Source organism: Bradyrhizobium elkanii WSM2783, assembly GCF_000472865.1.
GTDB classification, from domain to species: Bacteria; Pseudomonadota; Alphaproteobacteria; order Rhizobiales; family Xanthobacteraceae; genus Bradyrhizobium; species Bradyrhizobium elkanii_A.
The window spans coordinates 119175-135996 of sequence record NZ_AXAP01000010.1 but is presented as its reverse complement, the minus strand read 5'-3'; the positions used below and the strand labels follow the sequence as shown (position 1 = coordinate 135996).

The window sequence follows — 16822 nt, the reverse complement described above, 5'->3', positions numbered from 1 at the left end:
AGACAGATTTTGCGCGACTCCCCGGGCCCAAGGCCGCGCGCGTCGCCGGGGCCCGGTCCGATGCCGCCATAATCTATCGCGCGCATCGACGGGACTTGAGAAACTGCTGCTATAAGAGCATCGCTGCCGCCACGGCCCGGTGGTCCTTATTGTGCCGGAGGAGAGTCCATGAAGCTCATCTATGCTGGCCTACTGTTGGCCGCGGTATTCTGCCAATCTGGCGAGCGCTGCTACGCCCAGCAGGGCTCGTTGGGCCCCACCGATATAGACGGCTTCTATCAGCCTCCAGCGGAAGCCATCCCTTCTCTTCCGCAGCAAGGGACGGCCCGCAAGCGGAGGGACGAAACGGCGCAAGGTTCGGCGTCAAAATCCACGAACTGGGAGGAAGAAGCAGCGCGCCAGCGGGCTGATGACGATCAGCTCAGGCGCAAACTGAATATCTGCCAGAACTGTGTTTCGCCGAACCAGAAAGGCAAGCCGGCAGGCTTCTAATCTGTGAAGCCCGTCCGACGTCGGTCCCCGGCCGCAACGGAAAAGCATGTCGCCGCTGGCGGTCAACCGGGCTAAAGTGCTCTGGTCAGCTTATCGTTATCGCGAAGATGGGCATGCGCTCGCCGACACCGCGGAGAGTCATCACCTGAGGTTGGGCATCCACCCCGCGCGACGAAATGAGTCGGGCCGATTCCGGATCCTGCACCACCGCCTGGGTGGCGAAGATGCTGTCGCCTGTGGCCAAAGCCTGCACCCGCGATGCGATGTTCACTGTCTGGCCGAAGTAATCCTGCCGGTCGTTCAGGTTCACCGCAAGACAGGGCCCCTCGTGAATTCCGATCTTCAGGATCAATTCCTCCGCGCCCCGCCGGACATTCAGCGCTCGCATCGAATCGCGCATCTTGAGGGCGGCGGAGACGGCGCGGTGCGGCACCGGGAAGGTCGCCATTACGGCGTCACCGATGGTCTTGACCACGGCGCCGGATTCAGACGCCACGATTTCGTTCAGGATCTGGAAGTGCGAGCGCACCAGATCATAGGCGACGAGATCGCCGACGCGATCGTACAGGTCGGTCGACCCCTTCAGGTCCGTGAACAGGAACGTCAGGCTCATGATCTTGAGCCGCTGCTCGACGTCGAGGCTCTCCGTCCGATAGAGGTCGCGGAATGTCTGGTTCGTCAGCAATCGCTTGGCGGTAAGGAAGGGGCGGCGGCCGCCGATCAGCCGCTCCAGCTCCGGGCCCGTCACATAGACGCCGACCAGAATCCGGCGCTCCGTTCGGTTGTCTAGCAGAAGACGCAATGGACCCGGAGACAGGGTGATGCGGCTGAGGCCGGTAGGGGCGTTCATGAAGATCATCGAGAGCTCGCGGCGTTCCGCCGTCGGTTCGCCTGAGGTCTCGATCAAATGGGCAATATGGGTCACCGGGTCGAAGACGATCACGGGCTGCGCCGGAAGTTGCAGAGCCAGAATCATCCGTTCGCCGGCGTGCAGCTCGATCGTCTCCAACACAGCCTTACTGGCGAGTTCAGCGAACGCGTCCGGCTTGGGGGAGACGACCCCCGTCCCAAAAAAGACCTGCCGGTGATAGTCCCAGAAGCCGAGTTGGTCCGGAGAGTGGGCGGCGATGCGGCGAATCCGTGGGCTGACCGTGAAGCTGACCTCCACCGTTTCGTCCAGCACCGGCTCGCTCGCCACCCCGCAGAAAGCGCAGTGGTAGTCCTCCTTCTGCACGCTCCGCAACGTGGCGTTGGCGCCGAGGATGCCGCCGCAACTCGGACATAGAATGTTCCAGGACATCTCGAACAGCCCAAGCCGCGATGCGTGCAGAAGGGCCGCGATGACCTTTTCCTCGTCCAGGCCGCTGCCGGCAGCGAAGGCCACGGCATTGAGCCGGGCGAGTTCCTCGTCACGGCCGTTCTGGACGAGATTATCGACAGCATCGACCACGACCGGGTCGGCCGAGCGGCGCAAGGCGTCGAACAGGGTGTCGCTATCCTGCATGTGCCGAGCATACCTCAAATGTCCGGCGACGACACTCGGCCACTAGGGTCGCAGTGCGTCGATAGCATGGGCGATAAGAATACCGACGCTCAATATAATCAGACATGAAATTACGGCATCAAACATGCCTTTAGTGGATGATCTCACCTCTGATCAGTCAAAAAGATTCGACCCCAGGGGAACATTTCCGGCACTGTCGATGCGTCCAGGCCACAACCCGCGTCGTGTGAGATCAAGCGAGCGCTACGTAGCCTCGAACACGATCAAGATTGTCGTTTCCCCTTCCGAATGGTGGCGGCTACGACCACGGTCGACAGGTTCTGATCGCTGACGGCGCCAACGGCGCTCACCCGGGGCGCAATAGGTCAGTGCAATGGCAACAAGCCCATTGAAGGCGAGCCAAGCCGCAATGACCTCGAAACAGGTTACAGTGTAATCCACCGACCACCCATCAAGCCGTCGGCCCCTGAGATAGGCCACGACGTCTTTGTGTCGTTATGGTGGTCACAAAGAATGTAATCTGTGATTCAGGGCTAACCGTACCAAATGAGCAACAGGAAATTTCGCGCTCACACCCTGAAATGCTTGGAAAGCTTCAGGCCCTGGGCCTGGTAATTCGAGCCGATGCGCTGACCGTACATCGCATCGGGCCGGGCAAGCATCTTCTCATAGACCAGGCGGCCGACGATCTGGCCGTGCTCGAGGATGAACGGCACTTCGCGCGAGCGCACTTCCAGCACGGCGCGGGCGCCCTGACCGCCGGCGCCGGCATAGCCGAAGCCGGGATCGAAGAAGCCGGCATAGTGCACGCGGAATTCACCGACCAAGGGATCGAACGGCACCATCTCGGCGGCGTAGTCCGGCGGTACCTGCACGGCTTCCTTCGAGGCGAGGATATAGAACTCGCCGGGATCGAGGATCAGGCTGCCGTCGGGGCGCGCGCGGATCGGCTCCCAGAAATCATCGACCGGATAACCGCCGCGGCGATCGACATCGACCACGCCGGTGTGGCGCTTGGCGCGATAGCCGACGAAGCCGCCGGAATTCTCGCCCGAGAGATCAACCGAAACCGCGACGCCATTGGTGAGATCGGCATCGTCGATATCGACCAGGCGTTCGGCGTCATGTAGCGCGTCGAGCTCGGCGGCGCTGAGGATGGCATCGCCGGTGCGGAAGCGCACCTGGGACAGCCGCGAGCCTTCGCGCACCAGGATCGGAAACGTCTTGGGGCTGATCTCGGCATAGAGCGGGCCGTGATAGCCGGCCCCGATCATGTCGAAACGGCGCGTGCCGTCGGCGATCACGCGGGTGAAGACATCGAGCCGCCCGGTCGAACTCTTCGGGTTCGCAGCTGCGACGATCTCCGGCGGCAGCGCGAGGCTCTCGAGCAGCGGCACGATGTAGACGCAATTGGTCTCCAGCACCGCGTCGTCGGCGAGATCGATCTCGTGCAACTTGAGCTCGTCGATGCGCTCGGCAACGGTGGCGTCGGGACCGGGCAGAAAGCTCGCGCGCACGCGGTAGGCGATGTCGCCGAGGCGAAGATCGAGGCTCGCGGGCTGGATCTGGCTCTCCACAAAGGGATAGACCGGCAGGATCAGGCCCGCGTCCGCCATCGCCGCGATCATGCGGTCGGGCAGGATCCCATTGGCATCGTCTTGCAGTACGAACGACACAGACGCGGTCCCTCAAGACGGCTTAGAGCCATAAAAGGCCCAAAAAATGGATTTTATCGGTTAGCCGATGCCCGCCTTGACGGAAAGGGCGGGAACGAATATCAGCATGACTTATCCCGTGGTGATTTGAGCCGGCCGGCTTGCAGCCACGTTAAATAAGTCGCTAAACAGGCCGGGGACCTCAGCGATCCCGGCCCTTCAGGCCGGTTTTTTTGTGACCATTTTCCCAAGGACGAAAATGGTCACGTTGGAGGTCCTAATGTCTGCAGCTACACGCTACCGCCCCGAAACCCGGCTGGTTCATTCCGGAACGCTACGCTCACAATTTGGCGAGACGTCCGAAGCAATATTCCTGACCCAAGGGTTCGTCTACGCCACGGCCGAGGAATGCGAGGCGCGATTCAAGGGCGAGGATCCCGGCTTCCTGTATTCGCGTTTCTCCAACCCCGACGTCTCGATGTTCGAGCGCCGCATGATCGAGCTCGAGGGCGCGGAAGCTGCGCGCGCGACCGCGACCGGCATGGCGGCGGTGACGACTGCGATCCTCGCGCCGCTGAAGGCCGGCGATCACGTGGTGGCCTCGAAAGCGATGTTCGGCTCGTGCCGCTACGTGGTGGAGGACCTCTTGCCGCGCTACGGCATCCAGTCGACACTGGTCGACGGGCTCGACCTCGACCAGTGGAAAAAGGCGATCCGGCCGAACACGAAGACGTGCTTCCTCGAGAGCCCGACCAATCCGACGCTCGACGTGCTCGACATCGGCGCGATCGCCGAGATCGCGCATCAAGGCGGCGCACGGCTGATCGTCGACAATGTGTTCGCCACCCCGATCTGGCAGAGCCCGCTGTCGCTCGGCGCCGACGTCGTGGTCTATTCCGCGACCAAGCATATCGACGGCCAGGGGCGCTGCCTCGGCGGCATCATCCTCTCCTCCGAGGCGTTCATCACCGAGCATATCCATAACTTCCTGCGCCAGACCGGGCCGTCGATGTCGCCGTTCAATGCGTGGATACTGCTGAAGGGGCTGGAGACCTTGGCGGTGCGCGTCCGGGCGCAGACCGAGACGGCCGCGAAGATCGCGGATGCGCTCGCAAGCCATCCGAAGATCACGCGGCTGATCTATCCGGGCCGCGCCGATCATCCGCAGGCAGCCACCGTGAAGAAGCAGATGCGGTCGGGATCGACCCTGATCGGGTTCGAGGTGAAGGGCGGCAAGGCCGGCGCGTTCCGCTGCCTCAACGCGCTCAAGATCTCGCGCATCTCCAACAATCTCGGCGATGCCAAGAGCCTCGTCACGCACCCCGCCACCACGACGCATCAGCGCCTCGCGCCGGAAGCGCGCGCCGAGCTCGGCATCAGCGAAGGTTTTATTCGCTTCTCCGCCGGCCTCGAGCACGCCGACGATTTGATCGAGGATTTTGCCCAGGCGCTGGAGGCGGTGTGAACTCCTGCAACGCACACAACTGTCGTCCCCGCCTAGGGCGCAATTGCGCCCGGGGCGGGGACCCATAACCACAGGGAGATGTTGTGGCGCGAGCAAGCTGTTACGGCTTCGCCCATCACCTCTCCCTGTGGTTATGGGTTCCGGGTCAAGCCCGGGACGACAGCGGGGTGGGCAGCAACAGCGGTATTACATCGGCCGATACGTCCGCACATCCGCCGGCACGTTGACGCCGAGCTTGATCTGACCGACCGACTTGATGATGTCGTCGCCGAGCAACTGGGCGAAACAGGCATAGCCCCAATCGTTCATGTGCAGGCCGTCGGCGATCACGAAGCTGTCGATCGGGATCGACTGTTTCTCGTGCCAGTCGCGCATCACTTCAAAACGCGGGAAGATGCTGACATGGCGGAGCTCGGCGATGTGGTTGAGCAGCCGGATCATCTTGTTGGCGCTGGCGGCACGCTCGGTGACGCGCGGCGAATATTGGGGATCGACCAGCACGACGTCGGCACCGGCCGACTGGATGCGCGTCACGCCATCCTCGACCATTTTTTCGGTCTCGCCGGGGTCGAGATTGCGCAGCACGGCATTGGTGCCGACCTGCCAGATCACGAGGTCCGGGTGGGCGTCGATCACCTCGGTCTGCAGCCGCTGCATCATCTCCGGCGCGTCCTCGCCGCCCCGGCCGCGGTTGACGACGCGGATGTCGGCGCCGGGATATTGCCGGTGCAGTTGCGCCGCAAGGCGGTTCGGATAGGTGAATTCCGGCGCCGAGGAGCCGTAGCCCTGGGTCGAGGACGAGCCGAAGGCGATGATGGTGACCGGCTGGCCCGCGGCAAGCTTGCTCGCGACATGGGGCAGCGAGCCCATCGTTTTCGAGATGCCCTTCGGCGGCAGGCAGGGCACGCGACGGAAAATGTCGCTGGCCGACTTCGCGACCTCCTTCACCTTATCGATCGCCTTGCCGGCGATGCCCTTCTGGGCATCAGCCTCGGCGGCGGCCGCAGCACCGGACGAAATGGCCGGCGTGGATGGTCCCGATTTGTCGGATGGGGCGTGGGATTTCGCGCCGTCAGTAAGCGCGGCATGCTGGTCGCCTTGCGCAACTTGCGCGTGCAGCGGCGACGTCACGAGCACGGACGCCGTGACGGCGGCGGCTGCGACCAGCCATGTGCTTCGACAAAAAGGGCGGTAGGTCCTCATTAACGCTGGTTCCCTTTAGTTCTGCTGCGCCGGTCCGAGGTGGGCCGCGTCGATCACGAATTTCGACAGCGCACGGCCGAGACAGGCATGCACCCGCTTGGCCAATTCCACGCCGTGGGCGGAGCTGAACAGGTCGAAATCACCAGCATCGTTCCAGTGATGCATGATGGCGAAACGATCAAACAGCGGGACATCATGTTCGTGCGCCGACACCCGCATATTATCTAGGTATGGTGATCCGGAAATCATGCTTTCGGTGCGGGGGCTGTACTGAAGATTGACCAGGACCACGTCGGTTCCCGCCTGTTGCAATGCACCAATTCCCGCATCCAGAGCGCTGCGAAAGTCGTCGGGATCGGTAGCTCGGATGGCATCGACGGTTCCCGTCTGCCAGATCACCAAAGTAGGCCTTTTTGCTTCCACCAGCTTAACAAGGGTGTCGGCTGTATCCGCCGTGGTTTTGGCGCCCTGCAGTTCTACGGACAGGTTAACGGTCGTGCTGGGCAGGCTTTCCTTCAGCGCTGCCTGCAACTTTGCCGGGTACGCGCTGGCCTCGGAAGAGGGAATCGTGGAGGAGCGGCTGCCGACCACCAGCACATTCAGCGGCTGGCCGCTTCGCACCGCCTCGGCAACCTTGCGCAACGAGCTTTCGGTGGCCAGCAGATTGGCCGGGACGTCGCAGATCTGCTCGGGATCGCCGGCGCGCGCCGGGGCCGCCGACAGATAAACGGCCAGCAATGTCAGGCCTAGCATAGTCCATAAGCCGGACTTCATACCGCCCCTCCCGCCAGGTCGGCATTGCCGCCGGCGCTCTTGTATCGCGCGGCACCTTTGTCGGCGGAGTGTTTGTACCACGAAATCACCCACGCCATGGCGCACATGATGACAATCCCGGTGACGCTGACCAGGAAGTGTATTCCGGCGCCGCCGGACACCTCGGCCAAGATGAAATGCCCGGCAAATGCCAGGAACACACCAAGGCAGAATATCTCAAGGGAGTGCTGGCCGCAGAGGATCAAAGGTCGCAGCCAGGGCGATTTCAGGCCCGGCCAATCCCGGGGCAGGACGCGGACGGTGATGGCCGCCAGCGCCAGGAAATGGGCAAAGCGCAACACGTCCAGATCGGTCTTGTTGATCGGATACATCCACTGCTCGATGCGGCGCGGCACGATGTGGCCGAGCTGCGGCAGATACCAGGACAGCGTGACCAGGAACGCCGCGAACAGATAGGCAATGCAGATCCAGAGCGTGATCGGGGAGGCCAGGATGCGCGACATCCTTCTTGCGCCGCCGAGCGCGCACCAGGCGCCGAACACGAACAATAATTGCCAGGCGAACGGATTGAACGCCCAGACGCCGTTCGGATAGGCGCTGAGATAGAGGTCGAAATGCCAGGTCAGGACGTAGAGGCCGGCCGAGAGCGCCAGCGTCACGTCGGTCCGCCATTTCATCAGCCACAGGATCAAGGGCAGGAACAGCATCAGCACGATGTAGAGCGGCAGCACGTCCATGTTGACAGGGCGGAAGCGCAACAGCAGCGCCTGCACGATGGTGACGTCGGGCTGCTTGAGGAAATCCATGATCCCCATCTCTTCGGTGTAGAGCGGGTTCTCGAAGCGAGTGGCGACGTAGGAGATTTCCGCAAGAAAGATCGTGAACAGGAACACGTGGGCGACATAAATCTGCCAGACGCGGCGCAGGATGCGCGCGGTCGCCACCACGAAGCCGGCCTGAAGCATCGCACGGCCATAGACGAAGGCCGCGGTGTAGCCGGAGATGAAGATGAAAATCTCGGTCGCGTCGGAGAAGCCGTAATTGCGGATCGTGAGCCAGGTCAGAATGTTCGTAGGCAAATGGTCGATGAAGATCAGCCACAGCGCAAGCCCGCGGAACAAATCCAGCCGCAATTCGCGCTCGGAGGTCGTGGGCATCGTGATCGCGGGCGCGGCGGCGACCGCTGCGCTCGCGTCCTTGGCGTCGGCAAGCTGCGTTCCGGAAATTGGATCGGCAATCGACGTCATCGGGCACCATGACCGTGCGAAGCTTTGCGCCGCCCCGACTCAAAAGGATAATATCCGCCCGCCACTTGCGGACAAGATACGGGATTGACGCGGATGCTCGCGCCTTTAGAGCGGAACTATGGTCAAACGGGGATGAAAAACAGTAACCGCCCAACTTCGTCACCAAGTGCGACGATTGGTTCCGACGGACTTATTGGCTATGATGCGAGTTGAGGAGACTGGAAAAGTGTACCGCGCCGTCACCCGCGACATCGAAGTCACCGTCGAGCCGAACTTCCTGCCGGAACGTTCGTCGACTGAAAACCGGCAATATTTCTGGTCCTACACCATCGTCATCACCAATTCCGGCACCGAGACGGTGCAACTGCGCACCCGATACTGGCTCATCACCGACGCCACCGGCCGCCAGCAGGAAGTGCGCGGCGAGGGCGTGGTCGGCGAACAGCCGGTGCTCGCGCCGGGCGAGCGCTTCGAATACACTTCGGGCGTGCCGCTGCCGACCGAATCCGGCTTCATGAGCGGCCGCTACCAGATGGTGAGCGAAAGCGGCGAACGGTTCGAGATCGACGTGCCGACATTTTCGCTCGACAGCCCGGACGGGAAGAGGGTGTTGAATTGACGAGCGCTCGCGCTCGTCATCACCGGGCTTGACCCGGTGATCCATCCCTTCAACGACAATCGTAGGGTGGGCAAAGGCGCTCTTGCGCCGTGCCCACCATCAACACTCCGCTCGAAATGGTGGGCACGCTTCGCTTTGCCCACCCTACGATTCCACGTGCGAGAGCCCTACTCCACGCCCGCTTCTTCCGGCGTGAATTCGTAGACCGACGAGCAGAACTCGCAGGTGACGACGACCCTGCCATCCTTCACCATGTCGGCGCGGTCCTTCGCCGTAAAGCTTTTCAGCATCGACGATACCGCCTCGCGCGAGCAGGAGCATTGCGCGCGCAGCGGCAGGGGCGTGAACACGCGCACGCCGCGCTCGTGGAACAGGCGGTACAATAGCCGCTCGCCCGACAGATCCGGATCGAGCAGTTCGACGTCCTCGACCGTTCCAATCAGCGACTGCCCCTCGACCCAGGCATCGTCTTCCGGAACCTCATGGGCGGCCGTTCCTTCGGGCGCATCGCCGGGATGCAGATCGGCCTGCCGCGCGCGCTCCGGCGCCTTCGGCAGGAACTGCAGCAGCATGCCGCCGGCGCGCCAGCGAACCTTGCCGCCGTCGCCGCCGCGCCATTCCTCGCCGACTGCAAGGCGCACGCGCGTCGGGATCTGCTCCGAGCGCAGGAAATACTCATGAGCTGCGTCCTCGAGGCTGCCGCCATGGAGCGCGACCAGGCCCTGATAGCGGCTCATGTCCGGCCCCTGGTCGATGGTCATCGCGAGATGGCCCTTGCCGAGCAGCGCGCCGGAATCGAGCCCATCCTGCAATCTTGTCGCATCGTAGCGCGCATAGGCGCGCAGCCGATCGGGCGCCTTGAAATCGACGATCAGGAACGAGACCGGGCCGTCGGTCCGGGTCTGCAGGATGAAACGGCCGTCGAACTTCAGGGATGAACCGAGCAGCGTCGTCAGCACGATCGCCTCGCCGAGCAATTTGCCGACCGCAGGCGGATAATCATGCTTGTGCAGGATGTCGTCGAGGGCGGGACCGAGTCGCGTCAGCCGCCCACGCAGATCGAGTGCATCGACCTCGAATGGCAGCACCGCGTCGTCGACCGGAACGGCCGATGGCGCCCGGGTCGGTGTTTCCGTGATCTTGATGTCGGGGGATTGTGAAACCATGGCGCTCTATCTGGGGTCTTGAGAGGCGAAACGAAAGGGGTTCACATCTATCGCTGTTAGCCGTCATCCCTGCGAAAGCTGGGATCCATAACCACCGATGTGAGCATTGTGAAAAGCTGAGGCCGCAGCTTGATGCAACAACTCACATCGGTGGTTATGGATCCCGGCTCGCGCTTCGCTTGGCCGGGACGACAGCTATCTTGGCGGCGCGCTTACGCGACCGCGTCAAAACACCAGGCCAGAATGCCCTTTTGCGCATGCAGGCGATTCTCGGCCTCGTCGAACACCACCGATTGCGGACCGTCGATCACCTCGTCGGTGACTTCCTCGCCGCGATGCGCCGGCAGGCAATGCATGAACAAAGCATCGGGTTTCGCCAGCGACATCAGCTTGGCATTGACCTGATAGGGCCGGAGCAGATTGTGCCGGTGCTCGCCGTCCTTGTCGCCCATCGACACCCAGGTGTCGGTGACGACGCAATCGGCGCCGCGCACGGCCTCCTCGGGGTCGTTGCCGAGCACGATCGGCGCCTGGGTCGCCTTGATCCAGTCGCGCATCGCCTTGTTCGGCGCGAGCTGCGGCGGCGTCGCGATATTGAGGGCGAACTTGAAACGCTCGGCGGCATGCGCCCATGACGCCAGCACGTTGTTGTCGTCACCGGTCCAGGCCACGGTCTTGCCCTCGATCGAACCGCGACGCTCCTCGAACGTCATCAGGTCGGCCATCACCTGGCAGGGATGCGAGCGGCGGGTCAGCCCGTTGATCACGGGGACGGTGGCATGCGCGGCAAGCTCCAAGAGCGCATCGTGGTTGAGGATGCGGATCATGATCGCATCGACATAGCGCGACAGCACGCGCGCGGTGTCGGCAATGGTCTCGCCACGGCCGAGCTGCATCTCGGCGCCGGTGAGCATGATCGATTCACCGCCAAGCTGGCGCATGCCGACGTCGAACGACACTCGCGTGCGGGTCGAAGGACGCTCGAAGATCATCGCCAGCGTCTTGCCTTCGAGCGGCTTCGTAGCCCTCTCATGCGCCTTCAGTCTCGCCTTCATGGCGGCGCCGGCGGCCAGCATGGCGCGCAGCTCGTTGAGCGACATTTCGTTGATGTCGAGGAAGTGACGGGGCGCCTTGCTCATCATCCCGCTGCCTTCTTCGACGGTCCGCTTGAGAGCGCGGTGCAGGCGCGCTCCAGGCAACCGATGGCGTGCTCGATCTCGGCCTCGCTGACGATCAGCGGCGCGAGGAAGCGCACCACATTATCGCCGGCGCCGACTGTGAGCAGCTTCTGCTCGCGCAGGGCGTTGACGAGGTCGCCCGAGGGCACCACGGCCTTGACGCCGATCAGAAGCCCCTCGCCGCGCACGTCGGCGAGAATGGACGGATAGCGGTCAACCGCGGAGGCGAGCTTCTGCTTGAGCAGGAGCGACATCTTCTGCACGTGATCGAAGAAGCCGGGCTTCAGCATCACATCGAGCACGGCGCCGGCGGCCGCGACTGCGAGCGGGTTGCCGCCGAAGGTCGAGCCATGCGAGCCCGGCGTCATGCCGGAGGCGGCTTCCGCGGTCGCAAGGAAGGCGCCGATCGGAAAGCCGCCGCCGAGCGCCTTGGCCAGCGACATCACATCGGGAGTGACTCCGATGCGCTTGTAGGCGAAGAGATCGCCGGTGCGGCCCATGCCGGTCTGCACCTCGTCGAACGCGAGCAGCAGGCCATGCTCGTCGCAGAGCTGGCGCAGCGCCTTGAAGAAGGCCGGCGGCGCGGAGCGCACGCCGCCTTCGCCCTGCACCGGCTCGATCAGGATGCCTGCGGTCTCTGGACCGATCGCACGTTTCACCGCTTCGATATCGCCATGCGGCACCTGGTCGAAGCCGTCCATCGGCGGCCCAAAGCCCTCGAGATATTTCGCGGCGCCGGTCGCGGCGAGTGTCGCGAGCGTGCGGCCATGGAAGGCGCCTTCGAAGGTGATGATGCGGTAGCGCTCCGGATGCCCCTTCGAGAAGTGATAGTGACGCACGACCTTGATCACGCCCTCCATCGCTTCCGCGCCGGAATTGCAGAAGAACACGAAGTCCGCAAAACTCTGCTCGCACAGCCGCGCGGCAAGCTTCTCGCCGTCCGGGCTCTTGAACAGGTTCGACATGTGCCAGAGCTTCGTCGCCTGTTCCTGCAGCGCCTTCACCAGATGCGGATGGGCATGGCCGAGCGCGTTCACCGCGACACCGGAGGTGAAGTCGAGATAACGCTCGCCTTTGGTCGAGATCAGCCAACAGCCTTCGCCGCGTTCGAAGCCGAGATCGGCCCTGGCAAAAACGGGAAGCAGATGCGACGTGGCGCGGTCGGTCATGGCGATCACTGAAGGGTTCAGACAAGCCTTTCAGACAAGCCCCGGCGGCGTGCAGCGATGCAGACACGCGGCTGGAGCTCATCCAGCGAAAACAAAACGTGCCGCCTTTGCAGGGCGGCACGTACAGGCATTCTATGCGCGCGGCGGGTGCTGTCAATCGCCACGAAGCCGCCAGGCTGCGCTGCAAAGTGCCGGTAATCCGCAGTTTTCCGGTGTGGTGGAAAAGCCCGATTGCAATCCCTAAATGTCGGAACATGTGGACGCATAGGCGCGGACTCTTGCGCCAGAGTCACGCCATATTGTAGCGTCTGGCCTGTCGGGTACGACATCTCGTGCGGCAGTTTTGATCCCTTAGAGTCCTTTGTGTGCGGCGTACACGTTCGGGTGCGGTTTTCGTGCCCGGCGAGCCTTAAGGGATTCTGCCCGCAGGGATTTTTGAGATTAGGCATCGCAGCGCTGTCCCAGGATCGGCCGGCGCAACGCGAAGGGAAAGATGCGATGACGGTATTGACCTGGTCCGACGAACGCGTCGAGCAGTTGAAAAAGCTCTGGGAAGGTGGCCTCTCGGCCAGCCAGATCGCTGCGGAACTGGGCAACGTGACCCGCAATGCGGTGATCGGCAAGGTGCACCGGCTCGGCCTCTCGGGCCGCGCCAAGAGTCCTGCTGCAGCCGCGCCGCGGCAGCGCAAGGCGCGTCCCGCACAGCCGATGATGCGCGTGGCGCGTCCGGTCTCCCGCGGCAACACCGCGCTCGCCCACGCCTTCGAGGTGGAGGTGGAAGCGGACCCTATCGCCTACGACAATGTGGTGCCGATGAGCCAGCGGCTGTCGCTGCTCGAATTGAACGAGGCCACCTGCCACTGGCCGGTCGGCGATCCTTCGAGCCCGGAATTCTTCTTCTGCGGCGGCAAGGCGCTTCCCGGCCTGCCCTATTGCGCGCACCACTCCCGCATCGCCTACCAGCCGGCGGCTGACCGCCGCCGTCCGACGGTCAAGCCGTCACAAGGCAAGTAAGCCGACGACAGATCGTAGCCTGGGTGGAGCGCAGCGCAACCCGGGAACGCTGTATCGGCAGGTCCAAATTTCCCCGGGTTACGCTTCGCTCCACCCGGGCTACGGATTGAGGTCGCCGGTTTACGACTGCTCGGCCTTCGCGAAGCGATCATCGAGCGCGTAGCCCGCGCCGCGGACGGTGCGGATCGGGTCCTGCTCGCGGCCGGGATTGAGCAATTTGCGCAGGCGGCCGATGTGAACGTCGACGGTGCGCTCGTCGATATAGATGTCGCGGCCCCAAACGCTGTCGAGCAGCTGCTCGCGGCTGAACACGCGGCCGGGATGCTCCAGGAAGAACTCCAGCAGGCGATATTCGGTCGGGCCGAGATCGATCGGGCGGCCCGAGCGCGCGACGCGGCGCTTCTCGCGGTCGAGTTCGATGTCGCCATAGGTGAGCACGGTGGCGAGCCGCTCCGGGCTTGCCCGGCGCAACAGGCCCTTCACCCGCGCGAGCAGTTCAGGCACCGAGAACGGCTTGACGATGTAGTCGTCGGCACCGGTCGCCAGCCCCCTCACGCGCTCGCTTTCCTCGCCGCGCGCGGTCAGCATGATGATCGGGAGCTGCTTGGTCTCCGGCCGCGCCCGCAGACGCCGGCACAGCTCGATGCCGGAGAGTCCCGGCAGCATCCAGTCGAGCACGACAAGGTCGGGAATACGTTCCTTGAGCCTTGTGTCCGCATCGTCTCCACGGGCGACCGTTTCGACATCATAGCCTTCTGCATCGAGATTGTAGCGCAACAGCGTCGTCAGCGCTTCTTCGTCTTCGACCACCAGAATGCGTGCGCTCATCGGCTTGGCTTCTCCTATAGCGGGATGACTCTCTGCTTGAATCGTCATCCCACTCTTCCTTTGATGTTTGAGCAGGATCTTGGCGGAAAGCCGGCGTCGACTTTCCGGATGTTGCTCTAGTTGCCCGGAACGGTCGTGGCGAACGTCGTCATATCCCCCTTCGGCCGCTTGTCGGTGATCTGCTGACCCTCGATCATGTAGAAGACCGTTTCCGCGATGTTGGTGGCGTGGTCGCCGATCCGCTCGATGTTCTTGGCGCAGAACATCAGGTGGATGCAGAACGAGATGTTGCGCGGATCTTCCATCATGTAGGTGAGGAGCTCGCGGAACAGCGAGGTGCAGATCGCGTCCACCTCCTCGTCGCTCTTCCAGACGTTCATCGCCGCCGGCAGATCGTGCGCGGCATAGGCGTCGAGCACGGACTTGACCTGCGACAGCACGAGGTCGGTCATGTGCTCCAGGCCGCGGATCAGCTTCAGCGGCTGGAAGTCGTTCTCCAGCGCGGCGACGCGCTTGCCCATGTTCTTGGCGAGGTCGCCGATCCGCTCGAGGTCGGTCGCCACCCGCATCGCGCCGACGATCTCGCGCAGGTCGACAGCCATCGGCTGGCGGCGGGCGATCGTCAGCACGGCGCGCTCCTCGATCACGCGCTGCAGGCTGTCGATCTCGATGTCGGAAGCGACGACACGCTTGCCGAGCGCGACGTCGCGGCGGATCAGCGCATCGACGGATTCGGTGATCATCCGTTCGACCAGCCCGCCCATCTCTGCGACCAGACGGGTCAGTTCCTGAAGATCGCTGTCGAATGCCTTGGCGGTATGTTCAGAAGCCATGATGTCCCTCCTCAACCAAACCGGCCGGTGATGTAGTCCTGGGTGCGTCGATCGCTCGGCGAGGTGAAGATCTTGCTGGTGTCGTCGAACTCGATCAGTTCGCCCAGATACATGAACGCGGTCTTGTCGGAGACGCGCGCCGCCTGCTGCATGTTATGCGTGACGATCGCGATCGTGTAGTCCTCCGACAATTCCTGGATCAACTCCTCGACCTTGGCGGTCGAGATCGGATCGAGCGCCGAGCAGGGCTCGTCGAACAGGATAACTTCGGGCCGCACCGCAACCGTGCGGGCGATGCAGAGGCGCTGCTGCTGGCCGCCGGAGAGGCTCAGGCCGGAGGCGTTGAGCTTGTCCTTGACCTCGTTCCACAGCGCGCCGCCGCGCAGCGCTTTCTCGACGCGGCCGTCCATTTCAGATTTCGAGATCTTCTCGTAAAGGCGGATGCCGAAGGCGATGTTCTCGTAGATCGTCATCGGGAACGGCGTCGGCTTCTGGAACACCATTCCGATCCGCGCCCGCAGCAGGTTGAGGTCGAGCTTCGGGTCGAGGATGTTGGTCTGGTCCAGCATCAACTGGCCGGTGGCGCGCTGGCCGGGATACAGGTCGTACATCCGGTTGAAGATCCGGAGCAGGGTCGACTTGCCGCAGCCGGACGGGCCGATAAAGGCGGTGACGCGGTTGGTGCCGAGCGTCAGGTTGATGTTCTTCAACGCATGGTGCTCGCCGTAATAGAAGTTGAGGCTGCGCGCAGTCACCTTTGGCGCCGCTTCCGGCAGCGACTTCTGGGGAATGGCCGCGCTCGGGCTGGTCGTCGATACGGACAGATCGGTCATTTTGCGCTCCTTTCGGCGCCGAGGATGCGCGCGCCGATGTTGAGCGCGAGCACGGTCAAGGTGATAAGCAAGGCCCCGCTCCAGGCGAGCTCCTTCCAATAGGCGTAGGGGCTCTGCACGAAGTTGTTGATGGTCACCGGCAGGTTCGCCATCGTCTTGGTCAGGTTCAGGCTGAAGAACTGATTGGACAGCGCGGTGAACAACAGCGGGGCGGTCTCACCGGCGACGCGGGCGGTCGCCAGCAGCACGCCCGTGATCAGGCCGGAGCGCGCCGCGCGATAGGCGATCCGCTTGATCACCAGCGAGCGCGGAAGGCCAAGCGCGGAGGCCGCCTCCCGGAGCGGGTTGGGGACGAGCAGCAGCATGTCCTCGGTGGTGCGGAGCACGACCGGGATGACGATCACCGCCAGCGCCAGACAGCCGGCCAGCGCGGAGAAGCCGCCCATCGGCACGACGACCGCGCCATAGATGAACAGGCCGATGATGATCGACGGCGCGCTCAAGAGGATGTCGTTGATGAAGCGGATCACCGAGGTGAGCCGGTCATGCTTGCCATATTCGGCCAGATAGGTGCCCGCGAACAGGCCGAGCGGCGCGCCGATGCCGACACCGATCACGGTCATGATCACCGAGCCGACGATCGCGTTCAACAGGCCGCCATCGGTGGAGCCGGGCGGCGGCGTGTTCTTGGTGAAGACGTCGAGGCTGAGGCCGGCGAGACCATTGTAGAACAGCGTGAACAGGATCAGCGCCAGCCAGGTCACCCCAAACGCGGCAGCGGCGATGCAAAGCCCGCGGATGATGATGTCGTTGCGGCGGCGTGCTTTGTAAATCGGGTTCAT

At 63.4% G+C, this 16822-nt stretch carries 16 protein-coding genes and 1 riboswitch; of the genes, 4 read left to right on the top strand and 12 right to left on the bottom strand.

Features of this window, described 5'->3' with window-relative positions; translation table 11 throughout:
* Positions 1-168 precede the first annotated feature (168 nt).
* On the top strand, positions 169-492 hold the full coding sequence (locus tag YY7_RS0112075) for a hypothetical protein (RefSeq protein ID WP_028163466.1): 324 nt from the start codon (positions 169-171) through the stop codon (positions 490-492).
* Positions 493-577: 85 nt separating this feature from the next.
* Here the strand turns inward: YY7_RS0112075 and YY7_RS0112070 are convergent, their stop codons facing one another.
* Positions 578-1996: an adenylate/guanylate cyclase domain-containing protein gene (locus YY7_RS0112070; protein WP_028163465.1), complete on the bottom strand. Its 1419-nt coding sequence runs from the start codon at positions 1994-1996 to the stop codon at positions 578-580.
* A 569-nt stretch (positions 1997-2565) separates the two neighbouring features.
* Positions 2566-3624, bottom strand: a complete 1059-nt coding sequence (locus YY7_RS0112065; RefSeq protein ID WP_433994496.1) for a 2'-deoxycytidine 5'-triphosphate deaminase — start codon at positions 3622-3624, stop codon at positions 2566-2568.
* 156 nt (positions 3625-3780) lie between these two features.
* Positions 3781-3860, top strand: a riboswitch (SAM riboswitch).
* A 71-nt stretch (positions 3861-3931) separates the two neighbouring features.
* Here YY7_RS0112065 and YY7_RS0112060 point away from each other — a divergent pair.
* A complete protein-coding gene (locus YY7_RS0112060; protein WP_028163463.1) occupies positions 3932-5116 on the top strand; it encodes an O-succinylhomoserine sulfhydrylase in 1185 nt (394 codons plus the stop codon).
* Positions 5117-5302: 186 nt separating this feature from the next.
* Here YY7_RS0112060 and YY7_RS0112055 read toward each other — a convergent pair whose 3' ends face one another.
* Genes YY7_RS0112055 through YY7_RS0112045 form a run of 3 tightly spaced genes read right to left on the bottom strand, consistent with a single transcriptional unit; the run spans position 5303 to position 8340 of the window.
* A complete protein-coding gene (locus YY7_RS0112055) occupies positions 5303-6319 on the bottom strand; it encodes an SGNH/GDSL hydrolase family protein (protein WP_028163462.1) in 1017 nt (338 codons plus the stop codon).
* Positions 6320-6334: 15 nt separating this feature from the next.
* A complete protein-coding gene (locus YY7_RS0112050) occupies positions 6335-7093 on the bottom strand; it encodes an SGNH/GDSL hydrolase family protein (RefSeq protein WP_028163461.1) in 759 nt (252 codons plus the stop codon).
* Positions 7090-8340 carry an OpgC domain-containing protein gene (locus tag YY7_RS0112045; protein WP_028163460.1) on the bottom strand — a complete coding sequence of 417 codons (1251 nt, stop codon included), beginning with the start codon at positions 8338-8340 and terminating at the stop codon, positions 7090-7092. The genes YY7_RS0112050 and YY7_RS0112045 overlap by 4 nt, the downstream gene beginning before the upstream one ends.
* Positions 8341-8566: 226 nt before the next feature.
* On the opposite strand from YY7_RS0112045, the gene apaG reads away from it, so the two are divergent.
* Complete coding sequence (gene apaG, locus YY7_RS0112040) at positions 8567-8959, top strand: Co2+/Mg2+ efflux protein ApaG (protein ID WP_028163459.1); 393 nt, start codon at positions 8567-8569, stop codon at positions 8957-8959.
* Between the two features lie 167 nt (positions 8960-9126).
* On the opposite strand, the gene YY7_RS0112035 is transcribed toward apaG, so the two are convergent.
* From YY7_RS0112035 to YY7_RS0112025, 3 genes are all read right to left on the bottom strand, one after another.
* Complete coding sequence (locus YY7_RS0112035) at positions 9127-10125, bottom strand: Hsp33 family molecular chaperone (RefSeq protein ID WP_028163458.1); 999 nt, start codon at positions 10123-10125, stop codon at positions 9127-9129.
* A 212-nt stretch (positions 10126-10337) separates the two neighbouring features.
* Positions 10338-11264 carry an ornithine carbamoyltransferase gene (gene argF, locus YY7_RS0112030; protein WP_028163457.1) on the bottom strand — a complete coding sequence of 309 codons (927 nt, stop codon included), beginning with the start codon at positions 11262-11264 and terminating at the stop codon, positions 10338-10340.
* Positions 11264-12472: an aspartate aminotransferase family protein gene (locus YY7_RS0112025; protein WP_028163456.1), complete on the bottom strand. Its 1209-nt coding sequence runs from the start codon at positions 12470-12472 to the stop codon at positions 11264-11266. Before YY7_RS0112025 ends, argF begins: the two co-directional genes overlap by 1 nt.
* A 498-nt stretch (positions 12473-12970) precedes the next feature.
* On the opposite strand from YY7_RS0112025, the gene YY7_RS0112020 reads away from it, so the two are divergent.
* The gene (locus YY7_RS0112020) at positions 12971-13486 is read left to right on the top strand and encodes a GcrA family cell cycle regulator (protein WP_028163455.1); all 516 of its coding nucleotides are present in this window, start codon (positions 12971-12973) and stop codon (positions 13484-13486) included.
* Between the two features lie 120 nt (positions 13487-13606).
* On the opposite strand, the gene phoB is transcribed toward YY7_RS0112020, so the two are convergent.
* The 4 genes from phoB to pstA all read right to left on the bottom strand — a co-directional run bounded on the left by phoB (position 13607) and on the right by pstA (position 16822).
* Complete coding sequence (gene phoB / locus YY7_RS0112015) at positions 13607-14314, bottom strand: phosphate regulon transcriptional regulator PhoB (RefSeq protein ID WP_028163454.1); 708 nt, start codon at positions 14312-14314, stop codon at positions 13607-13609.
* 116 nt (positions 14315-14430) lie between these two features.
* Positions 14431-15147, bottom strand: a complete 717-nt coding sequence (phoU, locus tag YY7_RS0112010; protein WP_028163453.1) for a phosphate signaling complex protein PhoU — start codon at positions 15145-15147, stop codon at positions 14431-14433.
* 11 nt (positions 15148-15158) lie between these two features.
* Complete coding sequence (pstB, locus tag YY7_RS0112005; protein ID WP_028163452.1) at positions 15159-15980, bottom strand: phosphate ABC transporter ATP-binding protein PstB; 822 nt, start codon at positions 15978-15980, stop codon at positions 15159-15161.
* Entirely contained in the window at positions 15977-16822 is an 846-nt protein-coding gene (gene pstA / locus YY7_RS0112000; RefSeq protein ID WP_028163451.1) for a phosphate ABC transporter permease PstA, read from the bottom strand. Before pstA ends, pstB begins: the two co-directional genes overlap by 4 nt.

What these genes read in the sequence shown, in the direction of transcription:
- YY7_RS0112060 (WP_028163463.1), top strand. Translation starts at nt 3,932, where the DNA reads ATGTCTGCAGCTACACGCTACCGCCCCGAAACCCGGCTGGTTCATTCC.
- YY7_RS0112025 (WP_028163456.1), bottom strand. Translation starts at nt 12,472, where the DNA reads ATGACCGACCGCGCCACGTCGCATCTGCTTCCCGTTTTTGCCAGGGCC.
- YY7_RS0112075 (WP_028163466.1), top strand. Translation starts at nt 169, where the DNA reads ATGAAGCTCATCTATGCTGGCCTACTGTTGGCCGCGGTATTCTGCCAA.
- pstA (WP_028163451.1), bottom strand. Translation starts at nt 16,822, where the DNA reads ATGAACCCGATTTACAAAGCACGCCGCCGCAACGACATCATCATCCGC.
- phoU (WP_028163453.1), bottom strand. Translation starts at nt 15,147, where the DNA reads ATGGCTTCTGAACATACCGCCAAGGCATTCGACAGCGATCTTCAGGAA.
- pstB (WP_028163452.1), bottom strand. Translation starts at nt 15,980, where the DNA reads ATGACCGATCTGTCCGTATCGACGACCAGCCCGAGCGCGGCCATTCCC.
- argF (WP_028163457.1), bottom strand. Translation starts at nt 11,264, where the DNA reads ATGAGCAAGGCGCCCCGTCACTTCCTCGACATCAACGAAATGTCGCTC.
- YY7_RS0112035 (WP_028163458.1), bottom strand. Translation starts at nt 10,125, where the DNA reads ATGGTTTCACAATCCCCCGACATCAAGATCACGGAAACACCGACCCGG.
- YY7_RS0112065 (WP_433994496.1), bottom strand. Translation starts at nt 3,624, where the DNA reads ATGATCGCGGCGATGGCGGACGCGGGCCTGATCCTGCCGGTCTATCCC.
- YY7_RS0112050 (WP_028163461.1), bottom strand. Translation starts at nt 7,093, where the DNA reads ATGAAGTCCGGCTTATGGACTATGCTAGGCCTGACATTGCTGGCCGTT.
- YY7_RS0112055 (WP_028163462.1), bottom strand. Translation starts at nt 6,319, where the DNA reads ATGAGGACCTACCGCCCTTTTTGTCGAAGCACATGGCTGGTCGCAGCC.
- YY7_RS0112070 (WP_028163465.1), bottom strand. Translation starts at nt 1,996, where the DNA reads ATGCAGGATAGCGACACCCTGTTCGACGCCTTGCGCCGCTCGGCCGAC.
- YY7_RS0112020 (WP_028163455.1), top strand. Translation starts at nt 12,971, where the DNA reads ATGACGGTATTGACCTGGTCCGACGAACGCGTCGAGCAGTTGAAAAAG.
- YY7_RS0112045 (WP_028163460.1), bottom strand. Translation starts at nt 8,340, where the DNA reads ATGACGTCGATTGCCGATCCAATTTCCGGAACGCAGCTTGCCGACGCC.
- phoB (WP_028163454.1), bottom strand. Translation starts at nt 14,314, where the DNA reads ATGAGCGCACGCATTCTGGTGGTCGAAGACGAAGAAGCGCTGACGACG.